Source organism: Janibacter corallicola NBRC 107790 (assembly GCF_001570965.1).
GTDB classification, from domain to species: domain Bacteria; phylum Actinomycetota; class Actinomycetes; order Actinomycetales; family Dermatophilaceae; genus Janibacter; species Janibacter corallicola.
This window is the reverse complement of record NZ_BCSR01000013.1, coordinates 43,193-60,155: the sequence shown is the minus strand read 5'-3', so window position 1 is coordinate 60,155 and position 16,963 is coordinate 43,193. Positions and strand designations below refer to the sequence as shown.

Annotated in this window: 14 protein-coding genes; 8 read left to right on the top strand and 6 right to left on the bottom strand. The window is 71.4% G+C overall.

Annotation, left to right across the window (positions count from 1 at the left end):
• The 4 genes from JCO01S_RS07265 to dxs form a co-directional block, all read left to right on the top strand.
• The coding region (locus tag JCO01S_RS07265; RefSeq protein ID WP_068253035.1) for a class I SAM-dependent RNA methyltransferase at window positions 1–1,215 on the top strand (1,215 nt) is incomplete at its 5' end.
• 125 nt (window positions 1,216–1,340) lie between these two features.
• The gene (locus tag JCO01S_RS07260) at window positions 1,341–4,139 is read left to right on the top strand and encodes an aconitate hydratase (RefSeq protein WP_068253019.1); all 2,799 of its coding nucleotides are present in this window, start codon (window positions 1,341–1,343) and stop codon (window positions 4,137–4,139) included.
• A gap of 126 nt (window positions 4,140–4,265) precedes the next feature.
• Window positions 4,266–4,730 carry a hypothetical protein gene (locus JCO01S_RS07255; RefSeq protein WP_245634358.1) on the top strand — a complete coding sequence of 155 codons (465 nt, stop codon included), beginning with the start codon at window positions 4,266–4,268 and terminating at the stop codon, window positions 4,728–4,730.
• Window positions 4,731–4,766: 36 nt separating this feature from the next.
• Window positions 4,767–6,629 carry a 1-deoxy-D-xylulose-5-phosphate synthase gene (dxs, locus tag JCO01S_RS07250; protein ID WP_068253016.1) on the top strand — a complete coding sequence of 621 codons (1,863 nt, stop codon included), beginning with the start codon at window positions 4,767–4,769 and terminating at the stop codon, window positions 6,627–6,629.
• Between the two features lie 28 nt (window positions 6,630–6,657).
• Here the strand turns inward: dxs and JCO01S_RS07245 are convergent, their stop codons facing one another.
• The 3 genes from JCO01S_RS07245 to JCO01S_RS07235 form a co-directional block, all read right to left on the bottom strand.
• Complete coding sequence (locus JCO01S_RS07245) at window positions 6,658–8,202, bottom strand: helix-turn-helix domain-containing protein (RefSeq protein WP_068253013.1); 1,545 nt, start codon at window positions 8,200–8,202, stop codon at window positions 6,658–6,660.
• Between the two features lie 69 nt (window positions 8,203–8,271).
• Window positions 8,272–9,507: an HRDC domain-containing protein gene (locus JCO01S_RS07240; protein ID WP_084342719.1), complete on the bottom strand. Its 1,236-nt coding sequence runs from the start codon at window positions 9,505–9,507 to the stop codon at window positions 8,272–8,274.
• Entirely contained in the window at window positions 9,504–10,088 is a 585-nt protein-coding gene (locus JCO01S_RS07235; protein ID WP_068253010.1) for a DUF3000 domain-containing protein, read from the bottom strand. Before JCO01S_RS07235 ends, JCO01S_RS07240 begins: the two co-directional genes overlap by 4 nt.
• Window positions 10,089–10,151: 63 nt before the next feature.
• Between JCO01S_RS07235 and hemE the strand changes: the two genes are divergently transcribed.
• A complete protein-coding gene (gene hemE, locus JCO01S_RS07230) occupies window positions 10,152–11,207 on the top strand; it encodes a uroporphyrinogen decarboxylase (protein WP_068253007.1) in 1,056 nt (351 codons plus the stop codon).
• On the opposite strand, the gene JCO01S_RS07225 is transcribed toward hemE, so the two are convergent.
• A complete protein-coding gene (locus JCO01S_RS07225; protein ID WP_169796907.1) occupies window positions 11,194–12,084 on the bottom strand; it encodes a DUF4349 domain-containing protein in 891 nt (296 codons plus the stop codon). The two genes, hemE and JCO01S_RS07225, sit on opposite strands and share 14 nt — an antisense overlap.
• A 122-nt stretch (window positions 12,085–12,206) precedes the next feature.
• Between JCO01S_RS07225 and hemG the strand changes: the two genes are divergently transcribed.
• From hemG to JCO01S_RS07210, 3 genes are all read left to right on the top strand, one after another.
• Entirely contained in the window at window positions 12,207–13,637 is a 1,431-nt protein-coding gene (gene hemG, locus JCO01S_RS07220) for a protoporphyrinogen oxidase (RefSeq protein WP_084342717.1), read from the top strand.
• Complete coding sequence (gene hemQ / locus JCO01S_RS07215; protein ID WP_068253002.1) at window positions 13,634–14,347, top strand: hydrogen peroxide-dependent heme synthase; 714 nt, start codon at window positions 13,634–13,636, stop codon at window positions 14,345–14,347. The genes hemG and hemQ overlap by 4 nt, the downstream gene beginning before the upstream one ends.
• 198 nt (window positions 14,348–14,545) lie before the next feature.
• Entirely contained in the window at window positions 14,546–15,457 is a 912-nt protein-coding gene (locus JCO01S_RS07210; protein ID WP_068252999.1) for a type IV toxin-antitoxin system AbiEi family antitoxin domain-containing protein, read from the top strand.
• A gap of 82 nt (window positions 15,458–15,539) precedes the next feature.
• On the opposite strand, the gene msrB is transcribed toward JCO01S_RS07210, so the two are convergent.
• Window positions 15,540–15,968: a peptide-methionine (R)-S-oxide reductase MsrB gene (gene msrB / locus JCO01S_RS07205; protein WP_068252996.1), complete on the bottom strand. Its 429-nt coding sequence runs from the start codon at window positions 15,966–15,968 to the stop codon at window positions 15,540–15,542.
• Window positions 15,969–16,055: 87 nt separating this feature from the next.
• Window positions 16,056–16,958, bottom strand: a complete 903-nt coding sequence (gene thpD / locus JCO01S_RS07200) for an ectoine hydroxylase (RefSeq protein ID WP_245634357.1) — start codon at window positions 16,956–16,958, stop codon at window positions 16,056–16,058.
• Window positions 16,959–16,963 lie beyond the last annotated feature (5 nt).

Sequence of the window (16,963 nt, the reverse complement as noted above, 5' to 3'; positions counted from 1 at the left end):
GGGCACTGCGTGGCCCGCCACCACGGACGGGTGGTCTTCGTCCGCCACTCGCTGCCCGGCGAGCGGGTGCGTGCCCGCATCACCGAAGGGAGCCCGGGCGACCGTTTCCTGCGCGCCGACGCCGTCGCGGTGCTCACGGCCTCCTCGGACCGGGTGGGCCCGCCGTGCCCGGTCGCGGGGCCGGGGATGTGCGGCGGTTGCGACTTCCAGCACGTCTCCCTCCGGCGACAGCGGCGCCTCAAGGGCGAGGTCGTCGCCGAGCAGCTCTCCCGGCTGGCCGGGCTCGAGCGCGAGGTGGAGGTCGAGCCGCTCGACGACGAGGAGGGGCTGCGCTACCGGACCCGCGTGGAGTTCGCGGTCTCGCCCGAGGGGACGATCGGGCTGCGGCGCCACCGCAGCCACGACGTGCTCGCCGTCCCAGGCTGCCCGATCGCCGTGCCCGAGGTGGACGAGGCGCTCGCCGCCGCCCGGGAGGACGGGGTGCCGGAGGGGATCCGCGCCGTCGACGTGGTGGTGCCCTCCGGCGAGGCGGACACGGTGCTCGTCGAGGTGCCGGCGGACTCGCCGACCCCGCCGATCCCCCTTCGTGAGGAGGTCGCCGCCCCGGGCGGCGAGGTGGGGATGGGCGTCGATGCCCGGGGCTTCTGGCAGGTGCACCGCGCCGCGCCGCGCGCCTTCGTCACGGCGGTGCTGGAGGCGGCCGGTGTCCGGCCGGGGGAGCGGGTGCTCGACCTCTACTGCGGCGTCGGCCTCTTCTCGCTGCACCTGGCGGCCGCCACGGGCGAAGGGGGCCAGCTGCTGGCCGTCGAGTCCGACGAGCGGGCGGTCGGTCACCTGCGGGAGAACCTCGCGGGGCAGCCGGGGGCGTTGGTGCTCCCGGGCCGGGTCGACGACCTCCTCGGCGTGCCCCGCAAGGGGCGCCGGCGGCGGGGGAGGCCGGCGCGCTCGGAGCTGCTGCCACCGAGCGCGGACGTCGTCGTCCTGGACCCGCCGCGCACCGGCGCCGGCCGGGGCGTGATCGAGGCGCTGGTCCCCCTTCGCGCCCGCAGGATCGTCTACGTCGCCTGCGACCCGGCCGCCCTGGCCCGGGACACCGCCCACCTCCTGGCCGGTGGGTACGACCTCGTCTCGCTGCGCGCCTTCGACGCCTTCCCGATGACCCACCACGTGGAGTGCGTGGCGGTCCTCGAGCCCCGGGGAGCCGTCCTCGGGTGACTTGGGCCACACGATGGGGGAGAGTGGTGGGCCGGAGCCGTTCGACGGCGAGGGGTCCCGCTCGTCGGATCGTGGCTGTGGTATTTTTATCTTGACGTCGAGATAACTACGACAAGGAGTCGGCTGTGACCAGTGCGAACACCTTCAATGCCAAGGGGGAGCTCACCGTCGGTGAGCAGTCCTACGAGATCTACCGCGTCGACGCGGTCGAGGGCTCGAAGACCCTGCCCTACAGCCTCAAGGTGCTGCTCGAGAACCTGCTGCGCACGGAGGACGGCAAGAACGTCACCGCGGAGCACGTCAACGCACTCGGTGGCTGGGACGAGAACGCCGATCCCAGCGTCGAGATCCAGTTCACGCCGGCGCGCGTGATCATGCAGGACTTCACCGGTGTGCCGTGCGTCGTCGACCTGGCGACCATGCGCGAGGCCGTCGCCGACCTCGGCGGCGACCCGAGCAAGATCAACCCGCTCGCACCCGCCGAGATGGTCATCGACCACTCGGTCCAGATCGATGTCTTCGGTCAGCCGGACGCCTTCGCGCGCAACGTGGAGTTCGAGTACCAGCGCAACAAGGAGCGCTACCAGTTCCTGCGCTGGGGCCAGACCGCCTTCGACGACTTCAAGGTCGTCCCCCCGGGCACCGGCATCGTCCACCAGGTCAACATCGAGCACCTCGCTCGGGTGACGATGACCCGCGACGGCGTCGCCTACCCCGACACCTGCGTCGGCACCGACAGCCACACGACGATGGAGAACGGCCTGGGCGTCCTGGGCTGGGGCGTCGGCGGCATCGAGGCCGAGGCCGCGATGCTCGGCCAGCCGATCTCGATGCTCATCCCGCGCGTCGTCGGCTTCAAGCTGACCGGCAGCATCCCCGCCGGCGCCACCGCGACCGACGTCGTGCTGACGATCACCGAGATGCTGCGCGACCACGGCGTCGTCGGCAAGTTCGTCGAGTTCTACGGCGAGGGCGTCGGTGAGGTCCCGCTGGCCAACCGCGCCACCATCGGCAACATGAGCCCCGAGTTCGGCTCCACCGCGGCGATCTTCCCGATCGACGACGTGACCCTGGACTACATGCGTCTCACCGGCCGCTCCGAGCAGCAGGTCTCCCTCGTCGAGGCCTACGCCAAGGAGCAGGGCATGTGGCGCGACCCGGAGGTCGAGGCCCGCTACTCCGAGCGCATGGAGCTCGACCTGTCCACGGTCGTCCCCTCGATCGCCGGCCCGAAGCGTCCCCAGGACCGCATCTCGGTCACCGACGCCAAGACGCAGTTCCGCGCCGACCTGAAGAACTACGTCGTCAACGGCCACGGCATCGAGAAGAGCGCGGTCGACGACGAGCTGCGCGACACCTTCCCCGCCTCGGACGCCCCGAGCCACGACGCACACGAGGCGTCCCAGGAGGCCGGTCGTCCGGAGCACTCCAAGCCCTATGCGGGCGAGCGGGCGAGCGACCCGGTCGCGGCCTCCCTCGACGGTGAGCAGGTCGAGATCGACCACGGCCACGTCGTCATCGCCTCGATCACGAGCTGCACCAACACCTCGAACCCCTCGGTGATGATGGCCGCAGCCATGCTCGCGAAGAACGCCGTCGAGCGCGGCCTGCAGGTCAAGCCCTGGGTCAAGACCTCCATGGCGCCCGGCTCCAAGGTCGTCACCGAGTACTACGAGAAGGCCGGCATGTGGCCCTACCTCGAGAAGCTCGGCTACCACCTCGTCGGCTACGGCTGCACGACCTGCATCGGCAACTCCGGCCCGATCATCCCGGAGGTCTCCGAGGCCGTGAACGCGGGCGACCTCGCGGTCACCTCGGTCCTCTCCGGCAACCGCAACTTCGAGGGCCGGATCAACCCGGACGTGAAGATGAACTACCTGGCCTCCCCGCCGCTGGTCATCGCCTACGCGCTCGCCGGGACGATGGACTTCGACTTCGAGGCCGAGCCGCTCGGGCAGGACGCGGACGGCAAGGACGTCTTCCTCGGCGACATCTGGCCGAACCCGGCCGAGGTGCAGCAGGTCATCGACGACGCGGTGAGCGAGGAGATGTTCGTCGAGAAGTACTCCGACGTCTTCGCCGGTGACGAGCACTGGACCTCGCTGCCCACCCCGGAGGGCAAGACCTTCGAGTGGGACCAGGACTCCACCTACGTGCGCAAGGCTCCCTTCTTCGAGGGGATGGGCAAGGAGCTGGACCCGGTCGAGGACATCTCCGGTGCGCGCGTGCTGGCGCTGCTGGGTGACTCGGTCACGACCGACCACATCAGCCCGGCCGGCGCGATCAAGGCCGACAGCCCGGCCGGCGTCTACCTCAAGGAGCACGGCGTCGACCGCAAGGACTTCAACTCCTACGGCTCGCGCCGTGGCAACCACGAGGTCATGGTCCGCGGCACCTTCGCCAACATCCGGCTGAAGAACCAGCTGCTGGACGGCGTCGAGGGTGGCTTCACCCGGGACTTCACCCGCGGTGGGGAGCAGACGACGATCTTCGAGGCCAGCCAGAACTACCAGGCGGCGAACATCCCGCTCGTCGTCCTCGCGGGCAAGGAGTACGGCTCCGGCTCCTCGCGCGACTGGGCCGCCAAGGGCACCGGCCTGCTCGGTGTGCACGCGGTCATCGCGCAGTCCTACGAGCGGATCCACCGCAGCAACCTCATCGGCATGGGCGTCGCCCCGCTGCAGTTCCCGGAGGGGCAGAGCGCGGAGTCGCTCGGCCTCGACGGGACCGAGACCTTCGACATCGTCGGTCTCGCGGCCTGCAACGACGGCGCCATGCCGGAGACGGTGAAGGTGACCGCGACCAAGGAGTCCGGCGAGACGGTGGACTTCGACGCGGTCGTGCGCATCGACACCCCCGGTGAGGCGGACTACTTCCGCAACGGCGGGATCCTGCAGTACGTCCTGCGCCAGATCGCCGGCTGACCTCGATCGGCCCGAGCGAAGGGGGTGTCCGCCGACCCGGCGGACACCCCCTTCGTGACGGTCGCATCGCGACCTCCTCAGGGCGGCGCCTTCGTCATGTCGCCCGATGGGCATAGAATCGAACACGTGTTCTACGACGAGCCTCCGATGCGTGTGGCGGCCCCCGGCTCACCGGGCGCGGCGACGGCGCAGGCACGGGCGAAGGGGGGACCGCCCGGCTGGCCGGACGGGGTGCCACCACCCGGGGCGCGCGGGTGGGAGGCCGCGGTGGTCCCGTGGCTGCTCGACCTGTGCCCGCCGGACTACCGGGGCCACGCGGTGCTACGGCGCCACCCGGTGGCGCTGGCCTGGCTGGCCGAGCACCACGTGGAGGCCCAGGTGCAGGCGATGCGCCGGGCCTACCGCCGGGTACGGGTCGACCTCGCCGAGCGGCTGCCGACCGGCACGGTCGATGCGCTCCTCGTCTGCCTCGAGCAGGAGGGGCTGCGGCTGCGGGCCGCCCAGCGGGGAATCGCCCTGGTGCGGGACGCCCTCGAGGGGCAGATCTTCGTGCCCCGGCTCCGAGGTGGGTCCGCGACCGACCTCGCGTAGAATCGATCGGTCACCCCCACCGGAAGGAACGCCAGCGTGGCAGTCCTCGAGACGATCACCTCTCCCGCTGACCTCAAGCGGCTCACCAGCGAGCAGCTCGGCACCCTCGCGGAGGAGATCCGCGCTTTCCTCGTCTCGCGGGTCTCGCGCACCGGAGGGCACCTGGGGCCCAACCTCGGCGTCGTCGAGCTGACCATGGCGATCCACCGGGTTTTCGACTCGCCGCGCGACACCGTCGTCTTCGACACCGGCCACCAGTCCTACGTGCACAAGATGCTCACCGGGCGACAGGACTTCGACGGGCTGCGCGGTCGTGGCGGGCTCTCGGGGTACCCGAGCCGTGAGGAGTCCGAGCACGACGTCGTCGGCAACAGCCACGCCTCCACCTCGTTGTCGTGGGGGCACGGCATCGCCAAGGCCTACCACCTGCGCGGCCAGGACCGTCACGCCGTGGCCGTCATCGGTGACGGGGCGCTCACCGGAGGCATGGCGTGGGAGGCGCTGAACAACATCGCCGCCGACAAGGACCTGCCGCTGGTCATCGTCGTCAACGACAACGAGCGCTCCTACGCCCCGACCATCGGTGGCCTCGCCGACCACCTGGCGATGCTGCGCACCCACCGGCAGTACGAGCAGGTCCTGGACTGGGGCAAGCGCAAGCTGCACGACACCCCCGTCGTCGGCCGGACCGCCTACCAGGCCTTCCACTCGATGAAGAAGGGCGCGAAGGACTTCTTCGCACCGCAGGGGATGTTCGAGGACCTCGGCATCAAGTACCTCGGTCCCGTCGACGGGCACGACGAGGCGAGCGTCGAGCAGGCGCTGCGGCGGGCACGCGACTTCGGCGGTCCCGTCCTCGTGCACGTCATCACCCAGAAGGGGCGGGGCTACGACCACGCGGTGGGCGACGTGGCCGACCAGTTCCACACCGTCGGCAAGATCAACCCCGAGACCGGGCTGCCGCTGGAGATCAAGGGTCGCTCGTGGACCGACGAGTTCAGCGACGAGCTCCTCCGGCTCGGGGCCGAGCGGGAGGACATCGTCGCGGTCACGGCGGCCATGATGATCCCGGTCGGGCTCAAGCCCTTCGCCGAGCGGTATCCGGAGCGCACCTTCGACGTAGGGATCGCCGAGCAGCACGGGACGACGATGGCGGCCGGGCTCGCCTTCGCCGGGATGCACCCGGTCGTGGCGATCTACGCCACCTTCCTCAACCGGGCCTTCGACCAGCTGCTCATGGACTGCGCGATGCACCGGGCCGGGGTGACCTTCGTCCTGGACCGCTCCGGCATCACGGGACCGGACGGGGCGAGCCACCACGGCATGTGGGACATGTCGCTCGTGGCCCTCGTGCCCGGCGTGCGGTTGGCGGCCCCCCGTGACGGGGGCCAGATCCGGCGCGCCCTGCGCGAGGCGTCGGAGGTCTCGGACGGGCCCACCGTGGTCCGCTTCCCGAAGGGCAGCGTCGGTGAGTCGCTGGAGGCGGTGGAGACCTTCGAGGGCATGGACGTGCTCGTCGGTGACCCGACGGAGGATCCCGAGGTCCTCCTGATCGCCGTGGGCGCCATGGCGGGCACCGCGATCACGGTCGGTGAGAAGCTCGCCGCCGAGGGGCACCGGGCCCTGGTCGTCGACCCACGTTGGGTGCTGCCCGTACCGGAGGCCCTCGTGGGCCTCGCCGCCCGCGCCGGTCAGGTCGGGGTCATCGAGGACAACAACGTCGCCGGCGGGGTCGGCGCCGAGGTCTCCCGGGTGCTCGACGACGCCGGGGTGGCCACGCCGGTGCACCGCTTCGGGCTGCCGAAGGAGTTCATCGACCACGCCTCCCGCGCCCAGATCCTGGAGTCGGTCGGTCTGGTGCCCGAGCCGATCGTGGAGCGGCTGCGCCACCACCTCTGACGGGCGAGGCCGACACCCGCGGCGGAGGTCAGCCGATGTCGCGGAAGGGGTGCACGCTGGCGCCGAGGGCGTTGAGCCGCTCGGCGAGGTCCTCGTAGCCGCGGTTGATGACGTAGACGTTGCGCAGGTAGGAGGTGCCCGGGGCGGCGAGCATCCCGAGGAGGATGACGACACCGGGGCGCAGCGCCGGCGGGCAGGTGACCTCGTTGGCACGCCACCGGTTCGGGCCGTCGACGAGCACCCGGTGGGGGTCCATGAGGGTGACCCGGCCGCCGATCTTGTTCAGCTCGGTCAGGTAGATCGCCCGGTTGTCGTAGACCCAGTCGTGGATCGTCGTCGTGCCCTCCGCGCAGGCGGCGATGAGCGCGAAGAAGGGCAGGTTGTCGATGTTCAGGCCCGGGAAGGGCATCGGGTGGATCTTGTCGATGGGCGCCTTGAGCGGGCCCGGGTGCGTCGTGATGTCCACGAGGCGGGTGCGCCCGTTGGCGGCCTCGTACTCGCGGGAGAGCGTGTACTTCATGCCCATCGTCGCCAGGGTCGCCAGCTCGATCTCGAGGAACTCGATCGGGCAGCGCCGGATGGTGATCTCCGAGTCGGTGACGATCGCGGCAGCGATGAGGCTCATCGCCTCGATCGGGTCCTCGCTGGGGGAGTACTCGACGTCGACGTCGATCTCCTCGAGGCCGATGACCTCCAGGGTCGTCGTCCCGATGCCACGGACGGTGACGCCGAGACGCTCGAGGAAGAAGCACAGGTCCTGGACCATGTAGTTCGGGGAGGCGTTGCGGATGATCGTCCGGCCCGGGTGCCGGGCGGCGGCCATGAGCGCGTTCTCGGTGACGGTGTCGCCGCGCTCGGTGAGGATGATCGCGCGGGCCTGCCCGTCGTGGGTGTCGGCGACCTTCGCCTCGTACCAGCCGTGCGTCGCGGTCACGTCGAGACCGAAGTGGATCAGCGAGGTCATGTGCGGCTCGACGGTCCGGGTGCCCAGGTCGCAGCCTCCGGCGTACGGGAGGCGGAAGTCGTCGAACTCGTGCAGCAGCGGCCCGAGGAACATGATGACCGAACGGGTGCGGCGGGCCGCCTCCTCGTCCATGTCCTCCAGGCTGAGCTTCGGCGGCGGGATGATCTCCAGGTCCGAGGAGTCGCCCAGCCAGCGGGTCTGCACACCGATGGAGTTGAGCACCTCGAGGATGCGGTTGACCTCCTCGATGCGGGCGAGGCCACGCAGCGTGGTGCGCCCCTTGTTCAGCAGCGAGGCGCACAGCAGCGCGACCGCGGCGTTCTTGCTCGTCTTGACGTCGATCGCCCCGGAGAGGCGGCGGCCGCCCTCGATCTTCAGGTGTACCGCGCCGCTCGTCGGGGTGCGGGTCAGGGCGACCAGCTCGGTGTCCAGCGCCTCGCTGATGCGGGCGAGGTTGTCCAGCGTCAGGTTCTGGCCCCCGGCCTCGATGCGGGCCACGGCACCCTGACTGGTGTCCAGTCGGGTCGCGAGCTCGGACTGGGAGAGTCCGCTGCTCGTCCGGGCCTCCTTGATGGTGGTACCGATACGGGCCAAGTAGTCATCCGACATGAGTGCCACGTTAACTCATATATGAGTTGGCCTCGAACTGGCCGGGCGGTGTGTCGGCGCTTGAGGGCGTTACGGGTCCGGGTGGGAGGCGAAGGCCGACGCGATCATCGGCGCGACGATCTCGCGTTGCCAGGGTCGGACCCCGTGCTCGGCGAGAGCCGCGGCGAAGGTCTCGGGGTCGCGCTGCACCGGGGGGTCCCACACGACGCGACGCAGCGGGTCCGGGGAGCAGAGGTTCTCCACCGGCAGTCCGTGCTCCTCGGCGAAGGCGGTCAGCGACGCGCGGGACTCGGTGAGCCGGTCGGCGGCGAGCGGGTCGCGGTTGCGCCAGGAGCGCTGCGGCGGCGGCCCGTCGGGCTTCACCGAGGACGGGGGCAGCTCCTCGTCCGTGAGCGCCGCGGCCCTGTCCACGGCCTCGAGCCACGCGCGCTGGTTGCGCTGGATCGAGCGGTGCCCGCGCGGCAGGTCGGCAGCGGACCTCGGCGCGGCGGTGGCGATCTCCACGAGAGCGGTGTCGGGGATGACGCGACCGGGGGAGACGTCGCGCTGCCGGGCGATCCGGTCACGCTCCCACCACAGCTCCCGCACCGTCGCCAGGACCCGCGGCTTGCGGATGCGGTGCAGACCCGAGGTGCGTCGCCACGGGTCCCGCTTGACGTGCGGGCGCCAGTGCAGCAGGTACTCGAACTCCTGCCGGGCCCATTCCTGCTTCCCCTGTGTCGCCAGGTCCACGCCCATGAGGTTGCGGACCTCGGTGAGCACCTCCACGTCCAGGGCGGCATAGCGCAGCCAGGGCTCCGGGAGCGGACGGGTCGACCAGTCGACGGCGGAGTGCTCCTTCGCGAGCGTGATGCCGAGGTAGTGCTCGACGACCGAGGCGAGGCCGACCCGGGGCAACCCGAGGAGACGGCCGGCGAGCTCGGTGTCGAAGAGCTGACGGGGCGCCAGGCCCAACTCGCGCAGGCACTCCAGGTCCTGGGTCGCGGCGTGCAGGATCCACTCGCCGGTGCCGATGGCCTGGTCGAGGGGATCGAGGTCGGGCAGGGCGACGGGATCGATGAGGAAGGAGCCGGCGCCCTCCCGGCGCACCTGCACCAGGTAGGCGTGCTGCCCGTAGCGGTAACCCGAGGCGCGCTCGGCGTCCAGGGCGATGGGGCCGTAACCGTCGCGGACCGCGTCGGCAAGCTCGGTCAGTCCGTGCTCCGTGGAGGTCACCGGGGGGACCCCCTCGGTGGGTTCGGTGAGGACCGGCAGGCCCTCGTCCTCGAAGGTCCCGGCCGCTCCCTTCGCGCCCTCCCGGCTCAACGGCGCCGCCCCGGCAGCGCCACCACGCCCTCCGGCAGCGGGGGCAGCCCACCGACCGTGCCGAGCATCTCCGCCCAGGCGGCCAGGTGCTCGCCCGCGTGGGCGTCACGAGGGCTCCACGACGCGCGGATCTCCATCTCGACGTCGACGGCGGTGTCCTCGAGGTCGCCGAAGGACTCGGAGACCACGCGCGTCACGGTCCCGGCGATGTTGTCCGCGGGCAGCTCGTGCGCCTCCAGCGCGTCGGTGAGCCAGGACCAGCCCACGGCGCCGAGCACCGGGTCGCCGGCGAGCTCGCCCTCCAGCTCGGCCCGGGCGAAGGTGACGACCCGCCAGGCGCCGCCCCAGGGCTCGGGCTCGGCGGGGTCGTGCAGCAGCACGAACCGGCCCGTCGCCAGGTCCAGCTCGCCGTCGTCGGGGTCGACGATGTCGACCGTCATGGCCACGGCGTGCGGGGCCAGTCGCGTCGGCGCAGGGACCTCGGTGAGGCGCACCTCGGGGCGCAGTCGGGCCTCGTGCAGGCTGCGCAGGGCCTCGGCGAACTGCGCCGCGCGCGTCTCGGAGATCCGTCGGGTTGCCACCCGTCGACCCTAGGTCGGGTGGGGGCGGGCGACGGGGATGCCACGCCGTCCGGCGCGCATGGGATGATCGGCCGCGTGACAGCCGACGCCGATCCCGCCGACTCTCCACTCGTCCGTGCCGCCCGGGGCCTCCCCGTGGAGCACACCCCCGTCTGGTTCATGCGCCAGGCCGGGCGATCACTGCCCGAGTACCGCGAGCTGCGCGCGGGCACGAACATGCTCCAGGCCTGTCGCACACCGGATCTCGTCACCGAGATCACGCTGCAACCGGTGCGCCGCCACCGGGTCGACGCCGCCGTCTTCTTCTCCGACATCGTCGTGCCGCTGCAGGCCGTCGGCGTCGACGTGGACATCGAGCCCGGGGTGGGGCCGGTCATGGACCGCCCCTTCCGGGGGCGCGAGGACCTCGAGCGGCTCCCCGAGCTGACCCCCGACATGGTCCCGGACATCGCGGAGTCGGTGCGGCGCATCGTCCTCGAGCTGGGTGCCACGCCGCTCGTCGGCTTCGCCGGTGCCCCCTTCACCCTCGCCTCCTACCTCGTCGAGGGCGGCCCGAGTCGCAACCACGAGGAGACGAAGGCCCTCATGCACGGCGACCCGCAGCTGTGGCACGACCTGTGCTCCCGGCTGGCGGTGATCTCGGCGGCCTTCCTGCGGGTGCAGGTCGAGGCCGGTGCGAGCGCCGTGCAGCTCTTCGACTCCTGGGCCGGCTTCCTCTCCCGCGCCGACTACGTGCGACACGTGCTCCCGCACAGCGAGGCGGTCCTGGCCGACGTCGCCGACCTGCAGGTCCCCCGCATCCACTTCGGGGTCGGCACGGGCGAGCTGCTCACCGACATGGCCGGCGCCGGCTGCGAGGTCCTCGGCGTGGACTACCGCGTCTCCCTGACCGACGCCATCGAGCGCGTCGGTCAGGGAGTGTCGGTGCAGGGCAACCTCGACCCGGCCCTCCTCTTCGCCCCGTGGGACGTGATCGAGCAGGAGGTCCGCCGGATCCTGGGCGAGGGGAGTGCCGCCCGCGGGCACATCTTCAACCTTGGTCACGGGGTGCTGCCGGACACCGACCCCGTCGTGCTCACCCGGGTCGTCCAGCTCGTGCACGAGCTCACGGCTCGCTGACCCCCGACCGGCGCCGCCGGATCCACCACCACAGCGGCCCGAGCACCAGCGCGGCCACGACGGCGAAGGGCAGCACGGCACCGAGGACCGTCACGAGCACCGCCACGCTCGAGGTGAAGGCCGACCAGCCGTGCTGCAGCCCGGCGACGAAGCCGGTCTCCTCCTCGTCATTCACCGGCGCGGACTCGGTGCTGAGATCCAGCGTGATCGGTGCCGTGGTCGTGCGCTTCTCCAGCGCCTTCAGCCGGCGGGTGAGGGACTCCAGGTCCGCCTCCCGGTCGGTCAGCTCGTCCTCGATCTTGATGACCTGACCCAGGTCCTCGGCACCGTCGAGGAGCTTCTCCAGCCGGGAGATGCTCTTCTTCATCGTGCGGACCCGGGCATCGGTGTCGGTGTAGGTCGAGCTGAGGTCCGTGGTCTCGCTGGTGCGTTCGGTGACCTCGCCAAGGTCCTCCAGCTCCGCCAGCGTCGCGTCGAGCTCCTCGGCCGGGACGGTCACCTCGATCCGGGTGCTGGACCACTGCCGGTCGGGATCGGTGCGAGTCTGCTCCGAGGAGATCCGCCCGTCGGCGTCCTCGGCCACCGAGCGCACCCGCTCGACGCTCTTGTCGAGGTCCTTGACCGTGATGTCGAGCCCGGCCTCGCGGGCGATGTGCTCGCTCGTGAGGTCCTGGTCGGCGCCGCCGGCCGATTCCGGCGCGGCGGAGTCGGCCTCCGACCCTGCCTCCCTCGACCCGACCCCGCTCGGGCCGCTGTCGGCCGAGGAGGCGGGCGCCCCGCTGCTCCCTCCGCTGTCCGCGCCACCGGCACATCCGGCCAGTGCCACGCCGGCCGCGGCCACCAGTGCCGCCCATCGCAGTGACGTGTACCGCCTCATGATCATCAACCCCCTGCTGATCGCCGGGCCCCTCCCGGCGTGACAGGTTAGACGCTCCGCGGGCGGATTTGGTTCCAGCGGCCGGTGTCGGATGTGGCCGGAAGCGGTGGGAGACTGGGACCATGGCGCATCGGGTCGTGGTCGTCGGTGGTGGCCTCGCCGGTCTGGCGAGTGCTCACCACCTGCTGGCGGCCCGTCCGGACCTGGACGTGCTCGTCCTCGAGGGCAGCGAGCGGGTCGGCGGCAAGACCCGCCTGGAGCAGGTCGCCGGAGTGGATCTCGACGTCGGAGCGGAGTCGGTGCTCGCCCGCAGCGAGGCGGCTCGCGACCTCTTCGAGGAGTTGGGCCTGACTGGTCGGGTCGTCCACCCCGAGCCCGTCCCGGCCACCATCTGGTCCCGGGGCACGCGCCACCGCGTGCCGGTGGGCACCTACATGGGCATCCCCGGCCCCGCGTGCGACCCCACCGGTCTCCTCGACGAAGGGGAGGCAGCGCGGGCCGGGCAGCCGGCACCCTTCGCCCCGGAGGGAGACGTCTCCGTGGGTGAGGCCGTCGCCACGGTCTACGGCCGGGCCGTGGTCGAGCGGATCGTCGAACCGCTCCTCGGCGGCGTCTACGCCGGACGGGTCGACGAGCTCTCGTTGGAGGCCACGATGCCGGCCCTGTGGTCGGCGATGGCGGACGGTGCGAGCCTGCCCGAAGCGGTCTCCTCGCTGGTCCCGGCACCGACCGGGCGTCCGCCCGCGCCCCGGGTCATGGGGTTGCGGGGCGGCATCGCGAGCCTTGCGGAGGGGCTCTCCGCGCGCGTCACCGGTGCCGGGGGCCGCATCGAGACGGGAACCCTCGCCCGGGAGATCCACCGCACCCCGACGGGGTGGAGCGTGGTGACAGGGCCGACGATCGCGCCCCGCGAGCACGGGGCGGACACCGTCGTGCTCGCCACGCCCGCCGCCCCCACGGGCCGGCTGCTCCGACCGCACACCCCGGCCGCCGCCGATGCCCTCGCCGGCATCGAGTACGCCTCGATGGTCGTCATCACGATGGCGCTGCCGCGGGCGCGGATGGCCGACCTCGAGGGCAGCGGCTTCCTCGCCCCCGCCGTCGACGGCGGTCCGATCAAGGCGAGCACCTTCTCCACGACGAAATGGGCGTGGGTCCGGGAGGCCGCCGGCGACCTGGCCGTGCTGCGCGCCTCGGCCGGCCGTGCCGGAGAGGCTCGCGCCCTGCAGCGCGGCGACGACGAGCTCACCGCGATCGCCCACGCAGAGGTGTCCCGTGCGCTGGCGACGGACCTGCCGGACCCCGTGCAGACCCATGTGCAACGCTGGGGTGGAGGGTTGCCCCAGTACGCCGTCGGGCACGTCGACCGGGTGCGCCGGGTGCGCGACGCCGTCGACGAGCTGCCGGGCCTCGAGGTGACCGGGGCCGCCTACGACGGCGTGGGCATCGCGGCCGTGCTCGCCGGTGCTCGGGACACCGCGAGGGCCGTCCTGACCCGGCTCGACCACTCACCACGACCTGTCGCACCATCCACCACGAAGGAGTCCCGATGACCGAGCGTCCCAGGAAGCCCAACCGCGAGGAGCTGGAGGAGATCAACTCCTCGGTGCACTACGCGATGTTCTCCGCCTTCGCCCTGGCCATTCCGCTCGGGGACGCCGACCGGGACGCCCTCACCGCGGAGGTCGAGGAGCTGCTGGCGGCGGTCACCGAGGGGGGCGTCACGGTCCGCGGCGTCTACGACGTCGGCGGCATGCGGGCGGACGCCGACCTGCTCATCTGGTGGCACGCCGACCGGGTCGAGCTGCTCCAGGACGCGTACAAGCGGTTGTTGCGCACCGAGCTCGGCAGCCACCTCGAGCCGGTGTGGTCCAACGTCGCCTGCCACCGTCAGGCCGAGTTCAACCGCAGCCACATACCGGCCTTCATGGCCGGGGAGCCGCCGCGGAACTACGTGTGCGTCTACCCCTTCGTGCGCTCCTACGACTGGTACGTCCTCGAGGACGAGGACCGCCGCCGGATGCTCGCCGAGCACGGCGCGATGGCCCGGGACTACCCGGACGTGCGGGCGAACACGATCCCCGCCTTCGCCCTGGGGGACTACGAGTGGATCCTCGCCTTCGAGGGCGACGAGCTGCACCGGATCGTCGACCTCATGCGTGAGCTGCGCGCCTCGCGCGCCCGGCTGCACGTGCGCGAGGAGATCCCCTTCTTCACCGGGCCCCGGGTGGGCGTGGCCGACGTGGTGGCCGGGCTGCGCTGAGGCGCGCGGCCGCCACCCCCGGGTCCCGCGATTCTCGGGTGACCCGAGAAACAGCCCCTTCGCAAGAGTTTCAAACTCTTGCGAAGGGGCTGTTTCTCTTGCCAAGCCACCGTCCCCAGCCCCACGTCACCATTCGCCTTCGTCCACAGGCGTGCGAAGGGGGACCCTCGGCGAATTCTGCGCGGCCACCCTCAGGACATGATCGACGTCTCGAAGGACCTCTTCGGCGACCTGCTTGCACTGCCCGACGGGATCTTCACCCGCCGCGACGCGCTCCGGGCCGGCCTGCGCGACCGGGTGATCTCTGCGGCGCTACGACGCGGGCTCATCACCCGGGTCTGCCGCGGCACCTACGCGGCCCCCGGACCGTGGACGGTCGAGGAGCACCGGCGGATCCTGGCCCTGGCGGCGCTGCGTGCCTACGAGGACGCCGTGCTCGTGGGGGCGAGTGCCGTGGCCGCCCACGGGTTGCCGCTCTACCGGGTCCCGGTGCTGCCGGGCGACATCGCGCGCCCCGTGGAGCGTGAGGCACGCACCGCGGAGCTGCGCATCCGCCCCCTTCGCCATGCGGTGGTGAGCACGGGCTGGGGGCCGGCGAACGAGCTGCCGGGCTCGCTCGTACAGCTGACCATGGACCACGGGGTCATCACCGGAATCGTGTCCGTCGACGCCGCCATGCACGGGGGCCTCGTGACCGAGGCGGAGATGCGGGCGACCATGGACCGCGTGGCCGGTTGGCCGTACGCCTCCAGGTTCCGGTGCGCTCTGGCGTGGGCCGATGGCAGGTCGGAGTCCCCGGGAGAGAGCGTGACCCGCGCAACCCTCCTCGGGGCCGGGTTCGACGTGGAGTCGCAGGTGCCCGTCGCGGACCGTGACGGGGAGGTTTTTGCCTACGCGGACCTCGGGATCGTGGGGACCCGGGTGCTGGTCGAGTTCGACGGCAAGGTGAAGTACGCGGACGGTGGCGCCGATGCCCTCTTCAGGGAGAAGAAGCGCGAGGACCGGATCCGTGCGCGTGGATTCGTGGTGGTCCGGGTGACGTGGGCGGACCTGTTCCATCCCGAGCTGATCGTGCGGGCCATCCGTGAGGCGTTGGCCGAAGCCGCCTGACCCTGCAAGAGAAACTGCCCCTTGGCATGGGTTCCAAACTCTTGCCAGGGGGCAGTTTCTCGGGTGACCCGAGAATCGGTCGTCAGGCCTGAGCCGGCCGCAGGGTCATCGAGATCGAGTTGATGCAGTACCGCTGGTCGGTGGGGGTGTCATACCCCTCGCCCTCGAAGACGTGGCCCATGTGGCTGCCGCAGTTGGCGCAGCGGACCTCGACACGGGGACGGCCGGGCAGCGAGTCGTCCTCGATGTACTCGACCCGGTCCTCGGCGAGCGGGGTGTAGAAGGAGGGCCAGCCGCAGTGGCTGGTGAACTTCGTCTCGGAGGTGAAGAGCTCGGATCCGCAGGCGCGGCAGGCGTAGACACCCTCGGTGGTGGTCTCGTTGTACTCACCGGTGAAGGGACGTTCTGTGCCGGCGTTGCGCAGGACCGAGTACTCCTCCGGGGCGAGCTCCTCCCGCCACTGCTCCTCGGTCTTCTCCACCTTGTAGGTGCGTCCGGTCGGCTCCAACATCGATTGCTCCTTCATCGGGGGGCTCCATCGTGCAACGCCGGTGCCCCCGGGCATCATCCCGGGGGCACCGATGGGTCGTCCCGAGGCTCAGGCCACCTTGCGGTGGGCGAGGTGCTCCGGTCGGGCGCTGCTGGCGGCGAAGGGGGCGCCCAACGAGTTGGAGCGGGCGTTGAAGACCACGAAGAGGTTGCTGCGCGGGTCCGGGGAGATGTTCCCGGCGGAGGCGTGCATGCAGTTGCTGTCGAAGTACAGCGCCGAGCCCGCACCTCCGGTGATCATGTCGATCCCGTGCTCCTCGGAGAGCCGCGCGACGTCCGCCTCGTCGGGGGTGCCGAAAGGCGGCCGGTAGGAGGAGAGTGACTCCTCGTGGTACCCCTCCGGGGTCTCACCGACGCAGCTGACGAACTGTCGGTGCGAGCCGGGGATGATCATCAGGGCACCGTTGGTCGTCAGGTTCGGGGTCAGGGCCAGGGAGACGCTCAGCGCCCGCGGCGTCGGCATGCCGTCCTCGGCGTGCCAGGTCTCGAAGTCGCTGTGCCAGTAGAAGGGGCCGCCGCCGAAGCCCGGCTTGAGGTTGATCCGGCTCTGGTGCACGTAGACCTCGTCGCCGAGGATCTGCTCGGCGACGCCGACGATGTCGGGGCGGGAGCAGATGCGGGCGATGGCCTCGCTCAGCTCGTGGACGGCGAAGAGGGAGCGCACCTCCCCGTTGGAGGACTCCCGGATGACGCGGGGGTCCTCGCCCAGGCGCTCGGTCACGGTCTCGACCTCGGAGAGGCAGGTGGCGATGTCGCCATCGCTGAGGACCCCTTCGGCGGTGTGGTACCCGCGCCGGTCATAGGTGCGGACCTGCTCCGGGGTGAGCGGTCCGCTCGGGTTGGTGCCCCACACCACGGGGTGCGGTCGCGGCTCGATCTGGCTGCGGGTGGCAAGACGCGTGCGATAGACGTCGACGGGTCGAGAGGCAGTTTGAGTTTCCACGATCTTCACGAAGA

What these genes read in the sequence shown, in the direction of transcription:
- hemQ (WP_068253002.1), top strand. Translation starts at nt 13,634, where the DNA reads ATGACCGAGCGTCCCAGGAAGCCCAACCGCGAGGAGCTGGAGGAGATC.
- JCO01S_RS07225 (WP_169796907.1), bottom strand. Translation starts at nt 12,084, where the DNA reads ATGAGGCGGTACACGTCACTGCGATGGGCGGCACTGGTGGCCGCGGCC.
- JCO01S_RS07210 (WP_068252999.1), top strand. Translation starts at nt 14,546, where the DNA reads ATGATCGACGTCTCGAAGGACCTCTTCGGCGACCTGCTTGCACTGCCC.
- hemG (WP_084342717.1), top strand. Translation starts at nt 12,207, where the DNA reads ATGGCGCATCGGGTCGTGGTCGTCGGTGGTGGCCTCGCCGGTCTGGCG.
- hemE (WP_068253007.1), top strand. Translation starts at nt 10,152, where the DNA reads ATGATCGGCCGCGTGACAGCCGACGCCGATCCCGCCGACTCTCCACTC.
- JCO01S_RS07245 (WP_068253013.1), bottom strand. Translation starts at nt 8,202, where the DNA reads ATGTCGGATGACTACTTGGCCCGTATCGGTACCACCATCAAGGAGGCC.
- msrB (WP_068252996.1), bottom strand. Translation starts at nt 15,968, where the DNA reads ATGTTGGAGCCGACCGGACGCACCTACAAGGTGGAGAAGACCGAGGAG.